This window comes from Plantactinospora solaniradicis (genome assembly GCF_042658085.1).
Taxonomy (GTDB): domain Bacteria; phylum Actinomycetota; class Actinomycetes; order Mycobacteriales; family Micromonosporaceae; genus Plantactinospora; species Plantactinospora solaniradicis.
The window spans coordinates 218805-236436 of sequence record NZ_JBHSPR010000018.1 but is presented as its reverse complement, the minus strand read 5'-3'; the positions used below and the strand labels follow the sequence as shown (position 1 = coordinate 236436).

Below are 17632 nucleotides of genomic sequence, written 5' to 3'. Positions count from 1 at the left end.
CAATGGAGTCTGATCATCCAGCCATCGAATGTAACTCGGCTATCACCGCAGACCAGACGCCTGATTCCGGATCTACGAGCCCGAAATGCTCGGAGTCCGGCAACTCGACCATTCGTAACCCGGCGCCGGTGCGACGGGCCTCGGCAGCGTAACGGCGGCTCATCTCCACCGGTACCTGCCGGTCCAGTGTTCCGTGCAGGATAACCGTACGGACCTGCGGCGCAGCGCTCCGAGCCGGGTCCGTCTGGGCGTACCGCTCCGGGACTTCGTCGGGACCGCCGCCGAGCAGTGCGGCGACCGCCCCGCCGTCCAGGTCGAGCCGGTACGCCTGCGCGAGGTCGACGACCGGCGCGAGGGCGAGTACCCCGCGTACCCCGGCCGGCTTTGCAAGGGCGTACCAGAGCGCGAGGTGCCCGCCGGCGGAGTGCCCGAGCAGGATCGGCGGGCCCGGCGCCATCCGTCCGGCCGGCATCGCGGCGTCGGCCAGGGCCGGAACGGCATCCACTCCGGCGGCGACGTCATCGAAGGTGCCCGGCCATCCTCCGCCCGGCTGGCCGGTCCGGCGGTACTCCAGCTGGGCCACCGGATAGCCCCGTTCGGCCAGGTCGGCGGCGAGTGGGCCGGTGTGCCGGCGGTCGTACTCGGCACGCCAGAAGCCTCCGTGCACGACCACCACCAGCGGGCGGGGTGGCGCGGCGGCGGTGGCGGTGGCGGGCCACCTCAGGTCGGCGATCTGCTCCGGGTCCGGCCCGTACCTGACCCGGGCGTCCGGTGGCGGGGCCGGCCGGTCGAGCACCGTGCGTGGGTCCGCTGACCTGGTGCGGAAGCTCTCGGCCATGGCGGTGACCGTACCGGGTGTGATTCCGGCGAGGTCTGCCGTGGTCCCGGCGCGCGGCGGGCGGGTGGCTTGAGCGAAGATGGGGGCATGACCGACGTGCCACGTTCCCAGAAAGACAGCGACGAGTCGGCCACGGCGGACAACCGCCCCGGCGGCGCCGTGCTGGTGGTCGGCCCGGACGGCCGTCCCGTCGGCACCGCTACCGTTCCGACCGACGGCGAATCGGCTGACGAGGATCCCTCGCGCCTGATCGAGCAGCCGGCGAAGGTGATGCGGATCGGCAGCATGATCAAGCAGTTGCTGGAGGAGGTCAAGGCCGCCCCGCTGGACGACGCCAGCCGGCAGCGGCTGCGCGAGATCCACCAGCGGTCGATCGTCGAGCTTGAGGACGGGCTCGCGCCGGAACTCCGCGACGAGCTGGAGCGGCTGTCTCTGCCGTTCGGTGAGGGCACGCCGAGCGAGGCGGAGCTGCGGGTCGCCCAGGCGCAGTTGGTCGGCTGGCTGGAGGGGCTGTTCCACGGCATCCAGGCCGCGCTGGTCGCCCAGCAGATGGCGGCCCGGATGCAGTTGGAGCAGATGCGCTCCGGCAGTCGTCCGGCCCTGCCGATGGGCCCCGGTGCGGCGATCCCCGGCATGCCCGGTGCCGCCGGTCCCGGCCACCCCGGCGAGGGCCCCGGCCCCGGTCAGTACCTGTAACCGGCGCCCGGCGAGGTCCCCTCAGGCGTTCGGGGCGGGGTCCGGCTGGTCGGCCGCGAGCAGCGCCTCCAGGTACGCGGCGACGCCGTCCTCCTCGTTGCTCGCCGTCACCTCCCCGGCGATCTCCAGTACGGCCGGATGGGCGTTCGCCACCGCGACCGCCCGGCCGACCCAGGTGAGCATCGGTACGTCGTTCGGCATGTCCCCGAAGGCGATCACGTCGTCGGCGTCCACCCCCAGCCCGGCGCAGTACCAGGCCAGTCCGGCCGCCTTGGTCACCCCGGCCGCCGAGATCTCGATCAACCCGCTGTACGACGAGTGGGTCGCCTCGGCCAGCCCGGCCAGGGCGCCGGCCACCACCTTCACGAAGACGTCCGGATCCTGGGTGCCGGCCCGGGCCAGCAGCTTCACCGCCGGGGCCGAGAGGAGATCCTCCGCGGTCTCGATGGCCCGGATCCCGGGGTAGCCGCGGTCCCAGTTCAACAGGTACTCGGCCTCGTGCCGCAGCTCCCGCCCGTCGGTGATCTCCACGGCGAAGCTCACCTCCGGCACCTCGGCGCGGAGCCGTCGTACCACCTCGGCGAGCAGGTCCGGTGCGAGCGGGTCGGCCCGGAGCACCCGGTCGGCGATCGGGTCGTACACCACCGCGCCGTTGGCGCAGACCGTCGGCAGCGGCGCGCCGAGCTGCTCGTACACGAGGTGTAGCCAGCGGATGGGACGGCCGGTGACCAGGACCACCCCGACGCCCTCGTCGGAGATCCGGGAGAGCGCCTCGACGGTACGCGCGCTGAGCGTCTTGTCCTTGCGCAGCAGCGTGCCGTCGAGGTCCGTGGCCACCAGCCGGGGTAGTCGTCCCATCAACGGGAGAGTAGTCGATCGAGGTAGACCGCTACCCCGTCGTCGTCGTTGCGCAGCGTGACCTCGTCGGCGGACCGCCGTACCAGCGGGTGTGCGTTCGAGACGGCCACCCGGCCCCAGCCGGCCCACTCGAACATCGGCAGGTCGTTGGGCATGTCTCCGAAGACCAGCACCTCGGCGGGGTCGACCCCGAGCGCCTGGGCGACCACGGCGAGCCCGGTGGCCTTGTCCACGCCGGGCGGGCAGATCTCGATGAAGCCGAGACCGGCCTGGGTGATCGACGCCTGCTCCGGCGGCACGATCCGGCGTGCCGTGTCGAGCAGGGCGTCCACGTCGTGGTCCGGGGTCCGGGCGAACGCCTTGATCACGTCCGTGTTCAGGCAGTCGAGCCGGGTCCGTACCTCGAACCGGTCCTGGTACGGCCAACTCGGGTCGAAGTCGCCCCACAGCGGGTCGTCCGGGCCGTCCAGCGCCTCCACCATCACGGTCATCGGGCCCACCTCGGCCTCGATCGCGACCAGCAACTCGGCCAGGTCCGCGCCGGGCAGCCGTACGTCCCGGAGTACCACCGGTCCGGCCGGGTCGGTCTGGTCGACCACACGTCCGCCGCCGGCCATCACCAGGAAGTCCGCCGCCCGGATGTCGTTGCGGGTCAGCTCGGCCAGACGCGGCCCGCGGCCGGTGGCACCCACCACCGGGATGCCGGCGGACCGCACCCGGTCCAGCACCTCGTGGGTGTACGCCGATACGGTTTCGTCGCTGCGTACCAGCGTTCCGTCGAGATCGGTGGCGATCAGCTTCGGCAGTCCGGGTCGGGGCATGGCTCCTCCTTCGCCCCGCCCGCCGGCCCCGGTGAACTGCCGGAACGCGCTCCTACCGGGTCAGCCGGCGGTGACGGGGCAGCAACCGTATCTCACCTTGTGCGGTCGCTCCATGACTTTTGTGTGAAGTGATCCTCACCTGTTGGAGATCAGTTCGGTTCGAGCACATCCCGGCCGCCGAGGTACGGCTGGAGGGCCTTGGGGACTCGCACCGAGCCGTCCGGTTGCTGGTGGTTCTCCAGGATCGGCACCAGCCAGCGGGTGGTGGCCAGCGTGCCGTTGAGGGTGGCGGCCACCTGCGGCCGTCCCTGCTCGTCCCGGTACCGCACGTTCAGCCGGCGGCTCTGGAAGGTGGTGCAGTTGGAGGTGGAGGTGACCTCGCGGTAGCGGCCCTGCGACGGCACCCAGGCCTCGCAGTCGTACTTGCGGGCCGCGCTGGTGCCCAGGTCGCCCGCTGCCACGTCGATCACCCGGTACGGCACCTCGACCTTGGCCAGCATCTCCTCCTCCCAGGCCAGCAGCCGGAGGTGCTCGGCGTGCGCCTCCTCGGGCCGGCAGTAGGAGAACATCTCGACCTTGTCGAACTGGTGCACCCGCATGATGCCCCGGGTGTCCCGGCCGTACGACCCGGCCTCGCGGCGGAAACACGACGACCAGCCGGCGTACCGGACCGGCGCGGCGAGGTCCAGGATCTCCCCCGAGTGGTACGCGGCCAGCGGCACCTCGCTGGTGCCGACCAGGAACAGGTCGTCGGCTTCGAGCCGGTAGACCTCGCTCGCGTGCGAACCGAGGAAGCCGGTGCCCTCCATCGACTCGGGCTTGACCAGCGCCGGGGTGATGGCGGGGATGAAGCCGTACTCCACCGCCTGGGCGATGGCGAGTTGCAGCAGGCCGAGTTGGAGCAGCGCGCCGACCCCGGTGAGGTAGTAGAACCGGCTGCCGGAGGTCTTCGCGCCGCGCTCGACGTCGATCGCCCGCAGTCCCTCGCCCAGCTCCAGGTGGTCGCGCGGGTTCTCGATCTCGGGCTTCGCGCCGACCTCGCGCAGCACCACGTAGTCGTCCTCGCCGCCGGGCGGCGCACCTTCCTCGACCACGTTGGGGATCGCGTACTGCGCCCGGCGCAGGGTCGCGTCGGCCTCGGTGACCGCCGCCTCGGCCGCCTTCACCTCGGCGGAGAGTTCCTTGGTCCGGCGGAGCAACTCGGCCTTCTCCTCGGCCTCGGCCCGGGGCATCCGCTTGCCGAGCTGCTTCTGCTCGGCCCGGAGCGCCTCGAAGCGGCCGACCGCCGACCGCCGCTGCTCGTCGGCCCGGAGCAGGTCGTCGACCACGGACTCGGACTCGCCACGGGCCCGCTGGCTGAGTCGTACGGCTTCCGGATCGTCGCGGAGCAGACGCAGGTCAATCACGGGAACCGAGCCTACCGGTGGACACCGCCGTAGGTGTATCGAGATACGCCCCTGCCGGGACGCGCGGGGTCAGTGGGTGAACGGCTTGGTCGGGGTGACGGTCAGGTCGATCGGCGCCGAGCGGCCGTCCTCGTCGTCCGGCTCCGGCTCCGAGGCCGACCGGGGCCGGCGCCACGGCCAGTCGTTCTCCTCGGGCGTGACCGGATCGGCCGGCCCGGTCGGGGTTCCGGCGCCGTCGCCCGGCACCACGCCGGCGCTCCGCCGGACGAAGCGCCCCGCGAGCAGCAGGGCCAGGCCGAGCCCGCCGGTGCCCAGGTACGCCAGGCCCAGCCCCTGGCCGTAGGCGGTGATCAGTCCCCCCTGCTCGCCGTACACCTGCCAGTCGTTGGTGAGCGAGTCGAGCGACTTGGTGACGGCGACCAGCACCCCGATCGCCACCGCGGTCAACGCCAGGCCGAGTACTCGGGCGTTGTGCCGGATTCCGGGAGAGCCGAAGAAGACCAGCGCGAGACAGCCGATCATCCCGAACACGCCGACCAGGTACGCGGTGCCGAACGTGGCCAGGTCCGCCACGCCGCTGGCCAGTTCGACCGGGGTGTCTGACGGCGCCCCCTCGGTCGGCATGATGGTGACCGCCCAGTCACTCAGCAGCGAGGCGAAGATCGCCCCCGCACCGAGGATCGCGACCACCGGCACCAGCCGGCCGTCCTGGCCGAGCCGGGAGAGCGCCAGGCTGGCCCGCCGGCCGCTGCGGGGGCGTTCGCCCCACGAGACGACGCTGGCACCGTCCGCTGTGGTTTCCGTCTCGTCGCGCGGTGCCAGGGGATCCTCCGGCGCGGATTCCTGGTGTCCGACCGGCCGGTCCTGTCGGGGGATAGGGAAGTCGGAAGACATCGCTGGCCCCTTCCGCGGCACGCTCTTGGGTCGATGATGTCACAGCAGCCGCCGGTGCCACCCCCGCCGCTCCGCGCCGATCCGCCGCTCCGGGCCCGGTCGCGGTCGGCGGCCCGCCGCTCCGGGCCCGGTCGCGGTCGGCGGCCCGCCGCTCCGGGCCCCGTCGCGGTCGGCGTCTTCCGCCGGGTCGTCGCGCCGCCGGACGCTTTGAGCTAGCGTCGGGACCATGCCTATCCGCACCGCATCCGCCCGCTGGCAGGGCAATCTCACCGAAGGCTCCGGCACGATCCGCACCGGCAAGGGCGGTTTCGAGGGAGCCTATTCGTTCAAGTCTCGCTTCGAGGAGGGTGAGGGCACCAACCCCGAGGAGTTGATCGGCGCGGCCCACGCCGGATGTTTCTCGATGGCGTTCTCCAAGGCACTGGCCGATGCCGGCTTCACGCCGACCTCGGTCGAGACCACCGCCCAGGTGCACCTGGACAAGACCGACGCCGGCATGACCGTGACCCGGATCGACCTCGACACCGTCGGCGCGGTACCCGGTATCGACGAGGCCCAGTTCGCCAAGCTGGCCGAGGGGGCGAAGGCCAACTGCCCGATCTCCCGACTCCTCTCGCCGGGCGCCGACATCTCCCTCAACGCCCGCCTCTCCGCCTGACCTGACACGCCAGATCGCGATGATCGGGGCACAACCGCGCCGGGCCGACGGCCCGACGGGTTGACGAGTCCCTGGTCATCGCGATCTTCCATTCGTGAACCCCGTTCCGACCCGGTCGGGTGCGGCACAATGGGTGCCGTGCCAGTCGAGATGAGCCGCGAGCGCTTCGAGGAACTGGTCGGCGAGGCCCTCGACGAGGTGCCGGAGGAACTCCTCGGCCTGATGAGCAACGTGGTCATCCTGGTCGAGGACGAGTCACCCGAGGACGGGCCGGAGTTGCTAGGCCTCTACGAGGGGCACGCGCTGACCAGCCGTGGCTGGGACTACGGCGGCGTGCTGCCGGACCGGATCCTCATCTACCGCAACCCCATCCTGCGGATCTGCGACAACGACGACGACGTCGTCGACGAGGTCGCGATCACGGTCGTACACGAGATCGCCCATCACTTCGGGATCGACGACCACCGGCTGCACGAACTCGGCTGGGCCTGAAAGCCGGGGTCAGCACCCCGGAACCGGGTGGCTTGCACCGGTTGCCTACCCTCGGTCATCCACCCGTCAGGAGGAACGTGATGCGCAGCGCGCTGTTTTCCGCAGAGAACCTGGAGAAGGAGTCCGCCCAGCCGGGGATGCGGCTACAGAACTCCAAGATGCTGAAGATCGAACTCAACGGCGAGGCGATGGCCCGGGTCGGCTCGATGGTCGCCTACCAGGGGCAGGTGCAGTTCCAGGCGTTGGGCTCCGGCGGGATCGGCAAGTTTCTCAAGCAGAAGCTCACCGGCGAGGGCGTCCCGCTGATGAAGATCACCGGTCGGGGGGACGTCTTCCTCGCCGACTACGCGGCGGACGTACACCTGATCGACCTCGAACCGGGCGACGCGTTGTCGATCAACGGCTCCAGCGTGCTCGCGTTCGACTCCACCCTCCAGTACGACATCAAGATGGTCGGCGGCGCCGGCATGATGTCGTCGTCCGGCCTGTTCAACTGCGTGTTCACCGGGTACGGCCGGATCGCCGTCACCACCAAGGGCACCCCGGTGGTGCTCAACGTCGACGCGCCGACGTACGTCGACCCGCAGGCCGCCGTCTGCTGGTCGGCCAGCCTCCAGACCGGCTACCACCGGGCCGAGCAGATCGGCCTCGGCACGCTGCTCGGGCGTCGGACCGGAGAGGCGTTCACGATGAGCTTCGCCGGACAGGGTTTCGTGATCGTCCAGCCGTCCGAGGAGCCGCCGATCCAGGGCAGCGGCCAGCAGGAGCAGCAGGGCGGGCTGCTCGGCGGGCTGCTGGACTGAGCCGGGCGCGTCGGGGCCCGGCCGTCCGGTTCGGCTGCCCCGGCGCCGGGGCGCGCCCGGTCGGGGCGCCCCGGGGACCGGTCACCGGCTCAGGACAGCTCGCCCGAGCGCAGCCGGGCCAGCCAGGCCGCCGCGTCGGCGTAGTCGACGTCGGAGAGGCCGGCGGGCGCCGGGACCGGCCGGTCGGTTCCCGAGGTGGTCCAGCGATGCCTCGGGTACGACCCCAGGAAGCGCACCTCGGCGCAGATCCGGCGCAGCCCCTGCAACGCCTCACCGACCCGGTCCTCGGCGACGTGTCCGGTGCAGTCCAGGAAGAACGCGTACCGGCCGAGTGCCTCACCGGTGGGCCGGGACTCGATGCGGGTCAGGTTGACTCCGCGTACCGCGAGTTCCATCAGCACGGCGAGCAGCGCGCCGACCCGGTCGTGGGCGATGTACACGGCCAGCGAGGTCAGGTCGTCGCCGGTCCGTGGCGGCGGCGGGCCGGGCCGGCCGAGCAGGACGAACCGGGTGACCGCGTCGTCATGGTCGGCGATCTTGTCAGCCAGTACGTCCAGCCGCTGCCGCCCGATGCTGAACGGCGCACAGATCGCGGCGTCCTGCTCGCCGCCTGCCGCCGCGGCCGCCGCCGCGGCGTTGGAGAGCACGTCCACGACGACCGCGTCCGGCAGGTGGTCCCGGAGCCACCGCCGGCACTGGGTGGACGCCTGCGGGTGCGCCGCGACCGTGCGGATCCCGGTGATCGGCTGGCCCGGGCGGGCGGTGAGTACGAACTCGACCGGCAGCACCACCTCGCGCGTGATCACCAGGGGAGCGCCGTCGACCATCTCGTCGAGGGTGATGGCGACGGCACCACCGACGGAGTTCTCCAACGGGACCAGGGCCGCGTCGGCGTCCCCGGTCCGGACCGCGTCCAACGCCTCGGGAACGCTGCGTGCCGGCGTACGGCTTCCGCGTTCGGCCGCGGGAATGGTGCGCAGCGCCTGTTCGGCGAAGGTTCCCGCGGGGCCGAGATAGACGAAGCGGGTCGGTGGGGTTCCGGGCATGACACCCAGCCTACAAACCACCGCTGGGGGACGGTGCCGCGTCGCAGGCCGCGGTCCGGATCGCGGTCGGCGCCTCGGTACGCACCCGGACCGTGCAGACCTCGGTGCCCGCCGTGACCAGCCGCAGGGCGTTTCCCGGACCGGTCGTCACCGCCTGTAACGGCTCGCGGCCAGCCACCGTGACGACGCTGAACTGCCAGTTGGCCGCGCACAGCGGCCCCACCTGGTAGCTGACCCGGGCGCTTCGCGGCAGGTTGGCCGAGCGTCGGAGCAGGGCCGTCACCTGTGCCTGACTCGGATTGCCCGCGCAGGGGACGAGCCCGCTGGCGCTCGTCGGCGACGCGGTCGGCGGCGTCGGTGTCGGGACGGGAGTCGGGGTGGCCGTGACCGTCGGGCTGGGGGTTGGCCGGGTCGACGGCTGGGACTGTTCCAGCTCGGGCGGCACCCCGCAGGCCGCGGTCGCGATACAGCCGACCACGGCGAGGCCGCCGGCGATCAGGGCGCCGACGACGCGGGAACGGCCCGTTGGGGAGTCGGGCGAGGGGGGACGGAACACGGCCGGGTCCTCGGGCATAGGTGGATGCCGTGGTGCATTCGGCGGGGGGTGGCCCAGTCAATGCTAGGCCGTGGCCTCGGCCGACCGCGCCTCAGGTGGCGACCCGGTGCCCGAACTGGGTCAGGGCGGCGAGTGCCTCGGCGAGCCGTACCGAGGGCACCAGCAGATAGTCGGTGTCGTACGTCGAGAACGCCACGATGTTGACCCGGGCGTCGGCCATCGGCACCACCAGGGAGGCGAGGATCCCGGTCAATGCCAGGTCGAGCGGCCCCACCACGCGCAGGCAGCGCCACGGCGTCTCGACCGTGGCCGCGGCCGGCACCCGGTCGGCTCTACAGATGATCGACACCTCGTCCGAGGTCCAGGTGACCGACAGGAGCCCGGAGTTCGTCGGGTCGCCCAGCAGGCCGGCGGGCACCGATGAGTCGGCAGGCAGCCGGCACACGGCGTACTCCTCCGGCAGCAGAGCGATATCCAGCATGAGGAGACCTTACGGTGGGTCGGGCGTCGGCCCAACACCGCCAGCCCCATTGACCAGCGCGTCGGCGTGGCGCGTCGCCGGAGAAGGTCTGCGGCGGCCGGGGGTCGGGGGCTCAGACCTCGGCGAAGAAGGTCAATGAGCCGGCCACGGCGCCGTGCGCCAGGATCGGCGTGGTGATCGCGTCGAAGGTGCTGTCCGAGCCTTCCGCGCCGCAGCGCACCCGCAGCAGGCCCCGGGCGAGCCGGCCGGAGGCGAGAGCGAGGAGCGGGGGAATCTTCTCGACGTCCTGCTCCGTCAGTTCGCCGCGTGCGGCGGTGAAATCGAGCAGCCGCAACTCGCTGTCCAGCAGCGCCCGACCGATGGCGTCGAGAGGGGTGCCGAGCCCGAGCAGCCGGCAACACGAGGACGAGACGGCCGCGATGGTGGTGCTGCGGTCGATGAGCAGGCAGGGTTCCGCGGCGGTCGACACGGTGTCCGACCACCGGGCGAAGCCGTCGGCCTCGGTCCGACGGTCGGCGTCGGCGAATCCGTCGGACTCCTGGCCCAGCGACGAGGTCGCTGGCGACACGAACGCCTCCGAGATCGAGAGCTCGACGTGGGCCACCGCGCCTCCTATTTACCTCACCGCATGCCCACGCTAGCCGGTGCCACCCGGGAGCCGCGACCCCCGGGACACGCCAACCAGGTGGGCCATCCCGCAGCCCCCGCCGGTGTGCCCCGCACCTCGCCCGCGAATGGCGGTTGCGGCGCCGCCCCGGCGGGTGGCGTCGGCTGGTGACGCTACCGGCGACTGGCCCGCTTGTCAGCCGCCGTTCGGCCCTCCTCGTACCACCGGTAGTCCGCCGCCGACCGGTACGGGGCGTTCAGCCAGGTGGAGGGGGCCTGGGCGACCCGGGACAGCTTTTCCGCCGTGGCGGCGCTGATCCGGTTGCCGCCCGCCACGAGCAGCCGGTCGAGTTCCCGGTGGGTGGCCACCAGACACTCCTTCGGCAGCCCGTACACGCTGATGACCCCGGAGCCGACGAAGGTCAGCACCGGGGTGACCGGAATGGTCAGGCCGACGGCGTTGGAGAGCGCCTTGGCGGCCCGCTTCGCGTCCCGGCGCGCCTCGGCGATGTACGCCGGACGCTTGCCGTTGATCTGCACGACGTCCCCCGCGATCAGTACCCGGGCCCGACCGTGGTCGGCGACGGTGACCGCGAAGAGGCCGCTGGGGCCGATCGCGAGGAATCCCGCACGATCGTCCCGGGACCGGTAGTCCAGGTCGAGCATGCTGGTCTCGGTCAGCTCGGTACGCGGCCAGTCGACCACGTGCCACGATGGACCGAGGTGGTCGAGTCGGCTCAGTGCCCTGGCCCCGGCCGCCTCGATCCGACGGGCGTCCCGCTCGGCGCGACGTCGACGGGCCCAGTCCATCGGCGTCGGCCGTACGGCCTCCAGGGGCGGAAGTGGGTGCACCGGCGCGGGGGGTAGGGCCCGGGCGGCGGGTACCGCTGAACGTGCAGAAAAGACAGTCATCGTGACCTCCGGCAAAAGGTCCCTCGAAGTTATCTCTTCACTACGGTACGTGGCCACACCCCCCATTCTGCAAGTTGCAGCGCCGGAGTGAGTGTGGATGAATGCCCCATTCATCCGAAGCCCTTTTTCCCGGATGGTGCCAACCGCTGCCTTACGCTGCGAGGATGACCCATTTCGTGGACAGCGAGGTTGGGCGTCTCAGCACCGTACTCCTGCATCGTCCCGGGCCTGAACTCGCCCGACTCACGCCCCGGAACAACGACTCGTTGCTCTTCGACGCGATCCCGTGGGTCGGGCGGGCACAGGAGGAGCACGACGCCTTCGCCGCCGCGCTGCGGGAGCGGGGGGTCGAGGTGCTCTACATCGGAACGCTGCTCGCCGAGACGCTGGCGGTGGCCGACGCGCGGGCCGAGCTGACCGAGCGGGTGCTCCGGACCCCCAGACTGGGCGACACCCTGCGCCGCCGGGTCGCCGAGCACCTGTCGTACCTCGATCCGGCCGCGCTGGCCGGAGTGCTCATCGCCGGCCTCGCCCACGAGGAACTGCGGCTCGGCTGGGACCGCGGTGGCGGTCTGGTGTACCGCCTGATGGACCGGCTCGACTTCGTGATCGACCCGCTGCCGAACCTGCTCTTCGCCCGGGACTCGTCGACCTGGATCGGGGACCACGCCGCGGTGACCAGCCTGGCCATGCCGGCCCGCCGCCGGGAGACCAGCCTGACCGACGCGATCTACCGGCACCACCCACGGTTCGGCGGCACCGCCTTCGTCTACAGCCCCGGTCTGGAGCACCTGGAGGGCGGCGACGTGCTGCTCCTCGCGCCCGGGGTGCTGGCCGTGGGGGTCGGGGAGCGCACCACCCCGGCCGGGGCGGAGCGGCTGGCCCGCCGGGTCTTCGATGCCGGCCTGGCCCACACCATCCTGGTCGTGCCGATCGCCCAGGAGCGCGCCACGATGCACCTGGACACCGTCTGCACCATGGTCGACGTCGACGCGGTGCTGATGTACCCCAACATCGCGGACACGCTGTCGGCGTACACCGTGGTCGCCGGCGCGGACGGCGAACTCCAGCTCGACGGGCCGGCGCCGTTCCTGCGCGCGGCGGCGGACGCGATGGACCTGGCGACGCTGCGGGTGATCGACACCGGCCTGGATCCGGTGACGGCGGAGCGCGAGCAGTGGGACGACGGCAACAACACCCTGGCCCTCGCCCCCCGGCTCTGCGTCGCGTACGAGCGCAACGTGGAGACGAACGCGCAGTTGGAACGGGCCGGCATCGAGGTGATCAGGATCGCCGGATCCGAACTCGGCTCGGGTCGGGGCGGCCCACGCTGCATGTCCTGCCCGCTCGTCCGGGAGCCGCTGCATCCGGCGGGGGACGGCCCCGCGTGACGGCGGAGACCCGCCCCCGGTCGCCGAGGGGAAGGCGGCGAACCGGGGCGGGTCGGTTGGGTGATGAGGTGGGGTCAGCGGCGACGGGGTACCCAGTAGAGGAGCTGACCGACGATCAGCGCGGGATGGGTGTCCGGCAACTCTTGCAGCGCACGGGCGAGGTGGGCACCGAGGTACATCATCAGTCCGACCCGGTCGCCCTCGAAGCCGATGAGCAGGGCAAGGCGTGCCGGCTGGCACGGCCAGGGGTGCTCACACTCGCGGCAGTCGTACGTCTTTGCCGGGAGGTGCCCGCCGGCTCGGCGTTCGCGCATCCGCCGCCGTGCGGCGAACCGCTCCCAGCGCATTCGGGGCCCGATCACCGGTCACGCCCGTGCGCCGGGCCGGGTGCGGTGTTCCTGTGCCGGAGCGGGGGCTCCGGCACGGCCGTTGGCGAGGTGCGAGTGGGTGGGCGCGTTCCAGGCGGGTCGACGGTTGGTCGCCCGGGTTCGGGGCGGCGGCGGGGGCGGGGTGTCCAGGGTCAGGGCGCGGATCTCAGCCCGCTCTGTCTCGGTCAGCTCGATCCGCGACGGCGGGGCCGGTGGCCGGTAGGGTGCCGGCACCATGTGGAGAGCCCGAGGTGTGCCGCGAGCAGGTGAAGCACCTGCTGGACCTCAGCCACCGGGCGAAGGTCCAGGTGGTCGTGGTGCCCCGCTCCGCCGGCCTGCATGCCGGCCTGAACGGCGCGTTCGTGCTGGCGACGCTCCCGACGAGCCGCCGGGCCGGCTATGTGGACGACCAGCTCCAGGGTCGGGTGGTGACGGACGGGGGAGATCTGGATCGATTGGAAGTATCGTGGGAGATTGTCAGCGGGCTGGCACTACCGGTGCAGCCGTCGAGGGACCTCCTCCAGAAGGCGATCAACGATCATGACTGACCTGGCGCCACAGTGGCGCAAGAGCACCCGCAGCAGTGGGAACCAGGGCGCCTGCGTCGAGGTGGCGGACAACCTGCCCGGCCGGGTGCTGGTCCGGGACACCAAGGACCGCGACGGGGGCACGCTGGCTTTCGGGCCGGCGGGCTGGCAGGCGTTCGTCGATCTGGCGAAGCGGATCGGCTGACCGCCCACGACGACAGACAAGGCCCCCAGCGGGAACGCCGGGGGCCGTCTTCGTCTCTGGTCGTCGAGTAGTGCCGAGCCTGGCTAGATCTTGACGACTTGTTGCTGTCCTAGGCGCAACAAATTGTCAAGATCTGATCGATACCCGGAGCCCGGGTGGCTAGCGGAGCGTGAGTTGGCGGCCGACCAGGCCCTGCCTGGCCCGGCGGCCGGCGGCGTCCAGCGGGGTCGGGTCGGCGAGGGCGGCGGCGTAGCGCTTCGCGACGTCCGCCAGCGGGGCCTCCCAGGACTCCGGCGCGGCGTCCCGGGGAAGGTCCCAGACGGGTACGAGTCGACCGTGCGCCCGGAACATCCCGGCAAACCGGGTCTGCTCGCCCAGCGGCAGCTCGCCCGCCGCAGCCAGCCGGGACAGCGCGTCGAGCGCGGAGTCCTCGTCGTCGGGCAGCACCCAGCGGACGTGGCTCTTGTCGCTGACCCGGCACCAGTAGGCGGCCGGGGCGGCGGCCAGCCGGGACGTCGGGTAGATCGAGGCGTTCGCCCGTTCGAGTGAGGCCTTGACGTTGGGGTCGTCGCCGGCCCCCGGCTCGACCCAGAACTCGAAGCCGTCGTGCATCGTGATGTCGAGCGGCCCGTCGACCAGGACGTCCTGCAACCTCGGGCCCTCGCCGGGCAGCGGCGGTACGGAGACCGTCCCGCCCGGCTCGGTCCGCAACGCGCAGAGCAGCGCCTCGGCGAGGTCCCGGGACGCGTCACCGGACTGCACGTGCCGTTGCAGGCCGATGAACACCTGCCCGTCGGGCCGGCTGACCGCAGGCGTGGCCATCGGCAGCACGGTGGCCAGGCTGACCGGCCGGTCCCCGAACTGCTCGACCAGGTCGGGAGTGAGCGTCAGCGGGGCGGTGGCCGCCGGCACCAGCTCGCGGAGCGCGATCCACTCCGCCTCGTCGGTGAGCCCTTCGAAGGGCCGGGCCACGAAGATGTCCCGTACCTTCTGCCGCTTCTCGGCCCTGGCGGTGCGGTTTCCCCCGATCGTGTTTTCCCCGATCGCGGAGCTGGTCGCGTCCGCCGTGGCGGACCGGGAACTCTTTCGACGCTTGCCCACGGCGAGACAGCCTAGGCGCATCCGGTTCGGGCCGCGCACCCGGCGGCGGATCCGGCGTCGCCGGGCCAGCCCACCATCGCCCGGTCAGCCCACTGGCGCGAGTTCCCGGCCGGCGGGGTGGGCCAGCCGGGCCCAGACGCTCTGTCCCAGCCCGTCGCGCTCGACTCCCCACCGGGCGGCCAGCGCGGCCACCAGGTACAGCCCCCGGCCGTCGACCGCCTCCGGGCCCACCCGACGCAGTTGCGGCGGGGCCGTCGCGCCACCGTCGGTGACCCGGATCTCCACCACGTCGGCCGGCGGGTCGGCGCGCAGCGACCAGGACAGCCGGATCAGCCCGCCGGGTAGCGGCTCGGCGTGCCGCACGGCGTTGCCGAGGAGTTCGGCGGCGACCATCTCCACGTCGGCGAGCAGCGCCGCCGGGACGACCCCGGTCAACTCGGCGGCGAGGCGGTGCCGGGCGCTCCGGGCACCCTGGGCGTCGTGCGGCACCATCACGCACCACGAGCGTTCGGTCAGGACGGTAGACACTCCAGGTGCCTCCTCAGCGGCCCGCTGGGTCACGGTGGTGCCCCGGTTCACCCTCGGGGCAGTCGCACCTCTGCGACCGTACCGCCGCCGTCGCGAGGGCGGAGCGAAACCCAGCCGTTCTGTCGCTCGACGATCCGGCGGACGAGATAGAGACCCAGGCCGGCACCGGGATAGCGGCGCCGGTCACCCGACTCGCCCTGCCAGAACCGTTCGAACGCGCGCTCCACATGGTCGGGACGTACCCCGATTCCCCGGTCGCTCACCCGAAACGCCACGGTGCGTTTGTCCGCCTCCGCCGTCAACTGCACCGGCGAACCGTCCGGGGAGTACTTTCCGGCGTTCGTGGTGAGCTCCGTCAACACGGTGGCCAGGCTGGCCCGGTCGCCGAGGGCCTTCGGAAGATCGTCCGGAAGCTGGAGGACGAGCCGGTGGCGCAGGTCGGCGGGAAGGTCGGTCGCCGCCGCGCGCAGGGTCTCGACCAGATCGAAGGGTACGGGCGGCGAGCCGCCGACCGGCCCGACGTCGTTGGTGGTGGAGAGCAGCCGGTCCACCAGTCGGGCCAGCTCGCCGGCCCGCTGGCCGATCAGCCCCGCCGCCTGGCGCCGGTCGGACTCGGAGAGCGACTCCCAGTGCGCGTCGAGCGTGTCGGCGTACCCCTTGATCACGGTGACCGGGGTGCGGAGCTCGTGACTGGTGACCGCCACGAAGAGGTCCCGGTCGTGGTCCCGGATGTGCTGGTCGCTGCTGTCCCGGAAGGTGACCACCCGGGCCGCGCCGGCACCGGGCAGCTCACCCGAAGTGATCTTCAACCACCGGCCGTCCGGCAACCGGTGGTCCAGCACCTGTCCGGGCGGCGGTACCGGAAACGGCAGGGGGCGGTCGAGCAGTTCCGCCGCCCGCAGCCCGGTCACCTTCTCGGCCGCCGGGTTCCAGAGCTGGACCGTACCGTCCCGGGTGACGATCGCCAGGCCGTCGGCGAGCGCCGCCACCACCGTGCCGTCGCCGTGCACCGGCAGGCCCGCCTGGTCGCCGTACATGTGCGCGGCGGAGGAGGCCAGGTAGCCGAGCGCGGCCTGGTGCTCGGTGTCGTCGGCCCGGGTCGCGTCCCGGTACAGCGCGTAGAGGGTGCCGATCGTCAGGCCACCGACCTCGGCCCGGGCCGAGATCATGTACCGCAGGCCGCGTCCGTCCAGTTGTCCGGCCAGGTCCCCCGGCAGGGCGTCGATGCGCAACGCCTGCACCCGGGGACCGCACAGCAGCTCGCTGGTCGCCTCGTCGAGCGGGCGGATCGGGCGGCCGACCGCCCAGCCGGCCGCACCGTTGGCGGAGACGACCCGGCCGCCGCTGGGGCCGTACTCCACGAAGGCCATGCCGACCGCGCCGAGGGCCTGCCCGGCGACCTGGAGCAGACGGTTGAGTACCGGAAGGCCGACCTCGCCAGCGTTGAGCATCTCGATGACGTCGGCGTGACCGGCGATCAGGCAGGCATAGTCGGGGCGCTCCGGCATGCCCCGAGTCTGCCTCTTCGGCCTGGCTTTGGGCAGTACCGCCGTTCCGCTGTGTGACTTCCGGCGCCCGTGATCGCCCCCGACGTCACCGGTGTCCGGCTACCTGGGCCGGTCAGCGGCCCAACCGGTCGAGGATCAGCGCCGGGCGGTCGGTGATGATCCCGTCCACGCCGCGCGCCAGCGCCAGGTCGAGTTCGGGAGGCTCGTTGACGGTCCAGACGTAGACGCGGTTGCCGGCGGCGTGCAGCGCCGGAACGAGGCGCGGGCGGGTACGGAGCAGCTTGACGCTCGGGCCGGCGATCTGGGCTCCGAACGGCAGCCGCCCCCGTCGCAACCCGGGCGGGAGGACGTCCAGCAACAGCACGGTCGACAGTCGTGGCGCCAGCCGCCGGACCTGCCGTACGGCCAGCGGCGAGAACGACATCACGGTCACCCGTACCGGATCGCCCGGCCGGGGGTCGGCCAGGCCGTGCCGGTGCAGCATGGCGACCAGCCGCCGCTCGACCTCGGAACCGTGCCGGGTCGGGTGTTTCGTCTCGATCAGCAGTTCGACCTCGCGCCCGGCGTCCCGGACGGCCCGGAGCAGGGTGTCCAGGGTGAGCAGGCGGGTACGGTCGGGATCCGCCGGGACGTCGCCGTCGATCGCCCCGCCGGTGTGCCACGAGCCGTAGTCGAGCTGCTCCAGCTCGGCGAGCGTGTGCGCCCCCACCCGCCCCCGACCGTTGCTCGTCCGATCCAGCCGACGGTCGTGTACGCACACCAGGTGACCGTCCCGGGTCAGCCGGACGTCGCACTCCAGACCGTCCGCGCCCTCGTCGAGGGCCTGTAGGTACGCGGCCAGGGTGTGCTCCGGCATCGTCTCCGAGGAGCCACGGTGCGCGAAGACCAGCGGTCCGGCCCGGAGCCCCGGTGCGTCGCCGGAGATCCGCACCGCCTC

At 72.3% G+C, this 17632-nt stretch carries 23 protein-coding genes; 7 read left to right on the top strand and 16 right to left on the bottom strand.

From position 1 onward, the window contains the following. Positions 1-13: 13 nt before the first annotated feature. Positions 14-838, bottom strand: coding sequence for an alpha/beta hydrolase family protein (locus ACFP2T_RS22810; RefSeq protein ID WP_377424800.1), 825 nt, complete (start codon positions 836-838; stop codon positions 14-16). Positions 839-925: 87 nt separating this feature from the next. On the opposite strand from ACFP2T_RS22810, the gene ACFP2T_RS22805 reads away from it, so the two are divergent. Then, positions 926-1534, top strand: coding sequence for a bacterial proteasome activator family protein (locus tag ACFP2T_RS22805; RefSeq protein ID WP_377424799.1), 609 nt, complete (start codon positions 926-928; stop codon positions 1532-1534). A gap of 21 nt (positions 1535-1555) precedes the next feature. Here ACFP2T_RS22805 and ACFP2T_RS22800 read toward each other — a convergent pair whose 3' ends face one another. The 4 genes from ACFP2T_RS22800 to ACFP2T_RS22785 form a co-directional block, all read right to left on the bottom strand. Further along, on the bottom strand, positions 1556-2392 hold the full coding sequence (locus ACFP2T_RS22800; protein WP_377424798.1) for an HAD family hydrolase: 837 nt from the start codon (positions 2390-2392) through the stop codon (positions 1556-1558). Then, a complete protein-coding gene (locus ACFP2T_RS22795; RefSeq protein ID WP_377424796.1) occupies positions 2392-3213 on the bottom strand; it encodes an HAD family hydrolase in 822 nt (273 codons plus the stop codon). Before ACFP2T_RS22795 ends, ACFP2T_RS22800 begins: the two co-directional genes overlap by 1 nt. A 149-nt stretch (positions 3214-3362) precedes the next feature. After that, the gene (gene serS / locus ACFP2T_RS22790) at positions 3363-4619 is read right to left on the bottom strand and encodes a serine--tRNA ligase (protein WP_377424794.1); all 1257 of its coding nucleotides are present in this window, start codon (positions 4617-4619) and stop codon (positions 3363-3365) included. Positions 4620-4688: 69 nt separating this feature from the next. Further along, on the bottom strand, positions 4689-5513 hold the full coding sequence (locus tag ACFP2T_RS22785) for a hypothetical protein (RefSeq protein WP_377424792.1): 825 nt from the start codon (positions 5511-5513) through the stop codon (positions 4689-4691). 226 nt (positions 5514-5739) lie between these two features. On the opposite strand from ACFP2T_RS22785, the gene ACFP2T_RS22780 reads away from it, so the two are divergent. From ACFP2T_RS22780 to ACFP2T_RS22770, 3 genes are all read left to right on the top strand, one after another. Beyond that, positions 5740-6171 (top strand): OsmC family protein, encoded by a 432-nt coding sequence (locus ACFP2T_RS22780; protein WP_192766111.1) that lies wholly within the window; start codon positions 5740-5742, stop codon positions 6169-6171. Positions 6172-6300: 129 nt separating this feature from the next. Next, on the top strand, positions 6301-6663 hold the full coding sequence (locus ACFP2T_RS22775) for a metallopeptidase family protein (RefSeq protein WP_377424790.1): 363 nt from the start codon (positions 6301-6303) through the stop codon (positions 6661-6663). Positions 6664-6743: 80 nt separating this feature from the next. After that, entirely contained in the window at positions 6744-7466 is a 723-nt protein-coding gene (locus tag ACFP2T_RS22770; RefSeq protein ID WP_377424789.1) for an AIM24 family protein, read from the top strand. Between the two features lie 89 nt (positions 7467-7555). On the opposite strand, the gene pheA is transcribed toward ACFP2T_RS22770, so the two are convergent. The 5 genes from pheA to ACFP2T_RS22745 all read right to left on the bottom strand — a co-directional run bounded on the left by pheA (position 7556) and on the right by ACFP2T_RS22745 (position 11067). Further along, entirely contained in the window at positions 7556-8512 is a 957-nt protein-coding gene (pheA, locus tag ACFP2T_RS22765; protein WP_377424788.1) for a prephenate dehydratase, read from the bottom strand. Positions 8513-8522: 10 nt separating this feature from the next. Further along, positions 8523-9068, bottom strand: coding sequence for a hypothetical protein (locus ACFP2T_RS22760; protein WP_377424786.1), 546 nt, complete (start codon positions 9066-9068; stop codon positions 8523-8525). A gap of 91 nt (positions 9069-9159) precedes the next feature. Next, positions 9160-9549 carry an ACT domain-containing protein gene (locus tag ACFP2T_RS22755; RefSeq protein WP_377424785.1) on the bottom strand — a complete coding sequence of 130 codons (390 nt, stop codon included), beginning with the start codon at positions 9547-9549 and terminating at the stop codon, positions 9160-9162. Between the two features lie 112 nt (positions 9550-9661). Continuing rightward, positions 9662-10153, bottom strand: a complete 492-nt coding sequence (locus ACFP2T_RS22750; RefSeq protein WP_377424784.1) for a hypothetical protein — start codon at positions 10151-10153, stop codon at positions 9662-9664. A 176-nt stretch (positions 10154-10329) separates the two neighbouring features. Next, positions 10330-11067, bottom strand: coding sequence for a hypothetical protein (locus ACFP2T_RS22745; RefSeq protein ID WP_377424783.1), 738 nt, complete (start codon positions 11065-11067; stop codon positions 10330-10332). 164 nt (positions 11068-11231) lie between these two features. Between ACFP2T_RS22745 and ACFP2T_RS22740 the strand changes: the two genes are divergently transcribed. Next, a complete protein-coding gene (locus ACFP2T_RS22740) occupies positions 11232-12458 on the top strand; it encodes an arginine deiminase (RefSeq protein WP_377424782.1) in 1227 nt (408 codons plus the stop codon). 74 nt (positions 12459-12532) lie between these two features. Here ACFP2T_RS22740 and ACFP2T_RS22735 read toward each other — a convergent pair whose 3' ends face one another. Then, positions 12533-12820, bottom strand: a complete 288-nt coding sequence (locus ACFP2T_RS22735; RefSeq protein WP_377424780.1) for a flavin reductase — start codon at positions 12818-12820, stop codon at positions 12533-12535. A 3-nt stretch (positions 12821-12823) separates the two neighbouring features. Further along, entirely contained in the window at positions 12824-13063 is a 240-nt protein-coding gene (locus tag ACFP2T_RS22730) for a hypothetical protein (RefSeq protein WP_377424778.1), read from the bottom strand. Between the two features lie 14 nt (positions 13064-13077). On the opposite strand from ACFP2T_RS22730, the gene ACFP2T_RS22725 reads away from it, so the two are divergent. Together ACFP2T_RS22725 and ACFP2T_RS22720 are read left to right on the top strand one after the other, a co-directional pair. Next, positions 13078-13374: a Scr1 family TA system antitoxin-like transcriptional regulator gene (locus ACFP2T_RS22725; protein ID WP_377424776.1), complete on the top strand. Its 297-nt coding sequence runs from the start codon at positions 13078-13080 to the stop codon at positions 13372-13374. Further along, a complete protein-coding gene (locus ACFP2T_RS22720; RefSeq protein WP_377424775.1) occupies positions 13367-13558 on the top strand; it encodes a DUF397 domain-containing protein in 192 nt (63 codons plus the stop codon). Before ACFP2T_RS22725 ends, ACFP2T_RS22720 begins: the two co-directional genes overlap by 8 nt. Positions 13559-13717: 159 nt before the next feature. Here the strand turns inward: ACFP2T_RS22720 and ACFP2T_RS22715 are convergent, their stop codons facing one another. The 4 genes from ACFP2T_RS22715 to ACFP2T_RS22700 form a co-directional block, all read right to left on the bottom strand. Then, positions 13718-14659, bottom strand: a complete 942-nt coding sequence (locus tag ACFP2T_RS22715) for a DUF5926 family protein (protein WP_377424773.1) — start codon at positions 14657-14659, stop codon at positions 13718-13720. Between the two features lie 84 nt (positions 14660-14743). Further along, entirely contained in the window at positions 14744-15220 is a 477-nt protein-coding gene (locus ACFP2T_RS22710) for an ATP-binding protein (protein WP_377425201.1), read from the bottom strand. A 14-nt stretch (positions 15221-15234) separates the two neighbouring features. Further along, the gene (locus tag ACFP2T_RS22705; protein WP_377424772.1) at positions 15235-16695 is read right to left on the bottom strand and encodes a sensor histidine kinase; all 1461 of its coding nucleotides are present in this window, start codon (positions 16693-16695) and stop codon (positions 15235-15237) included. Between the two features lie 112 nt (positions 16696-16807). After that, positions 16808-17620 carry a glycerophosphodiester phosphodiesterase gene (locus ACFP2T_RS22700; protein ID WP_377425200.1) on the bottom strand — a complete coding sequence of 271 codons (813 nt, stop codon included), beginning with the start codon at positions 17618-17620 and terminating at the stop codon, positions 16808-16810. Positions 17621-17632 lie beyond the last annotated feature (12 nt).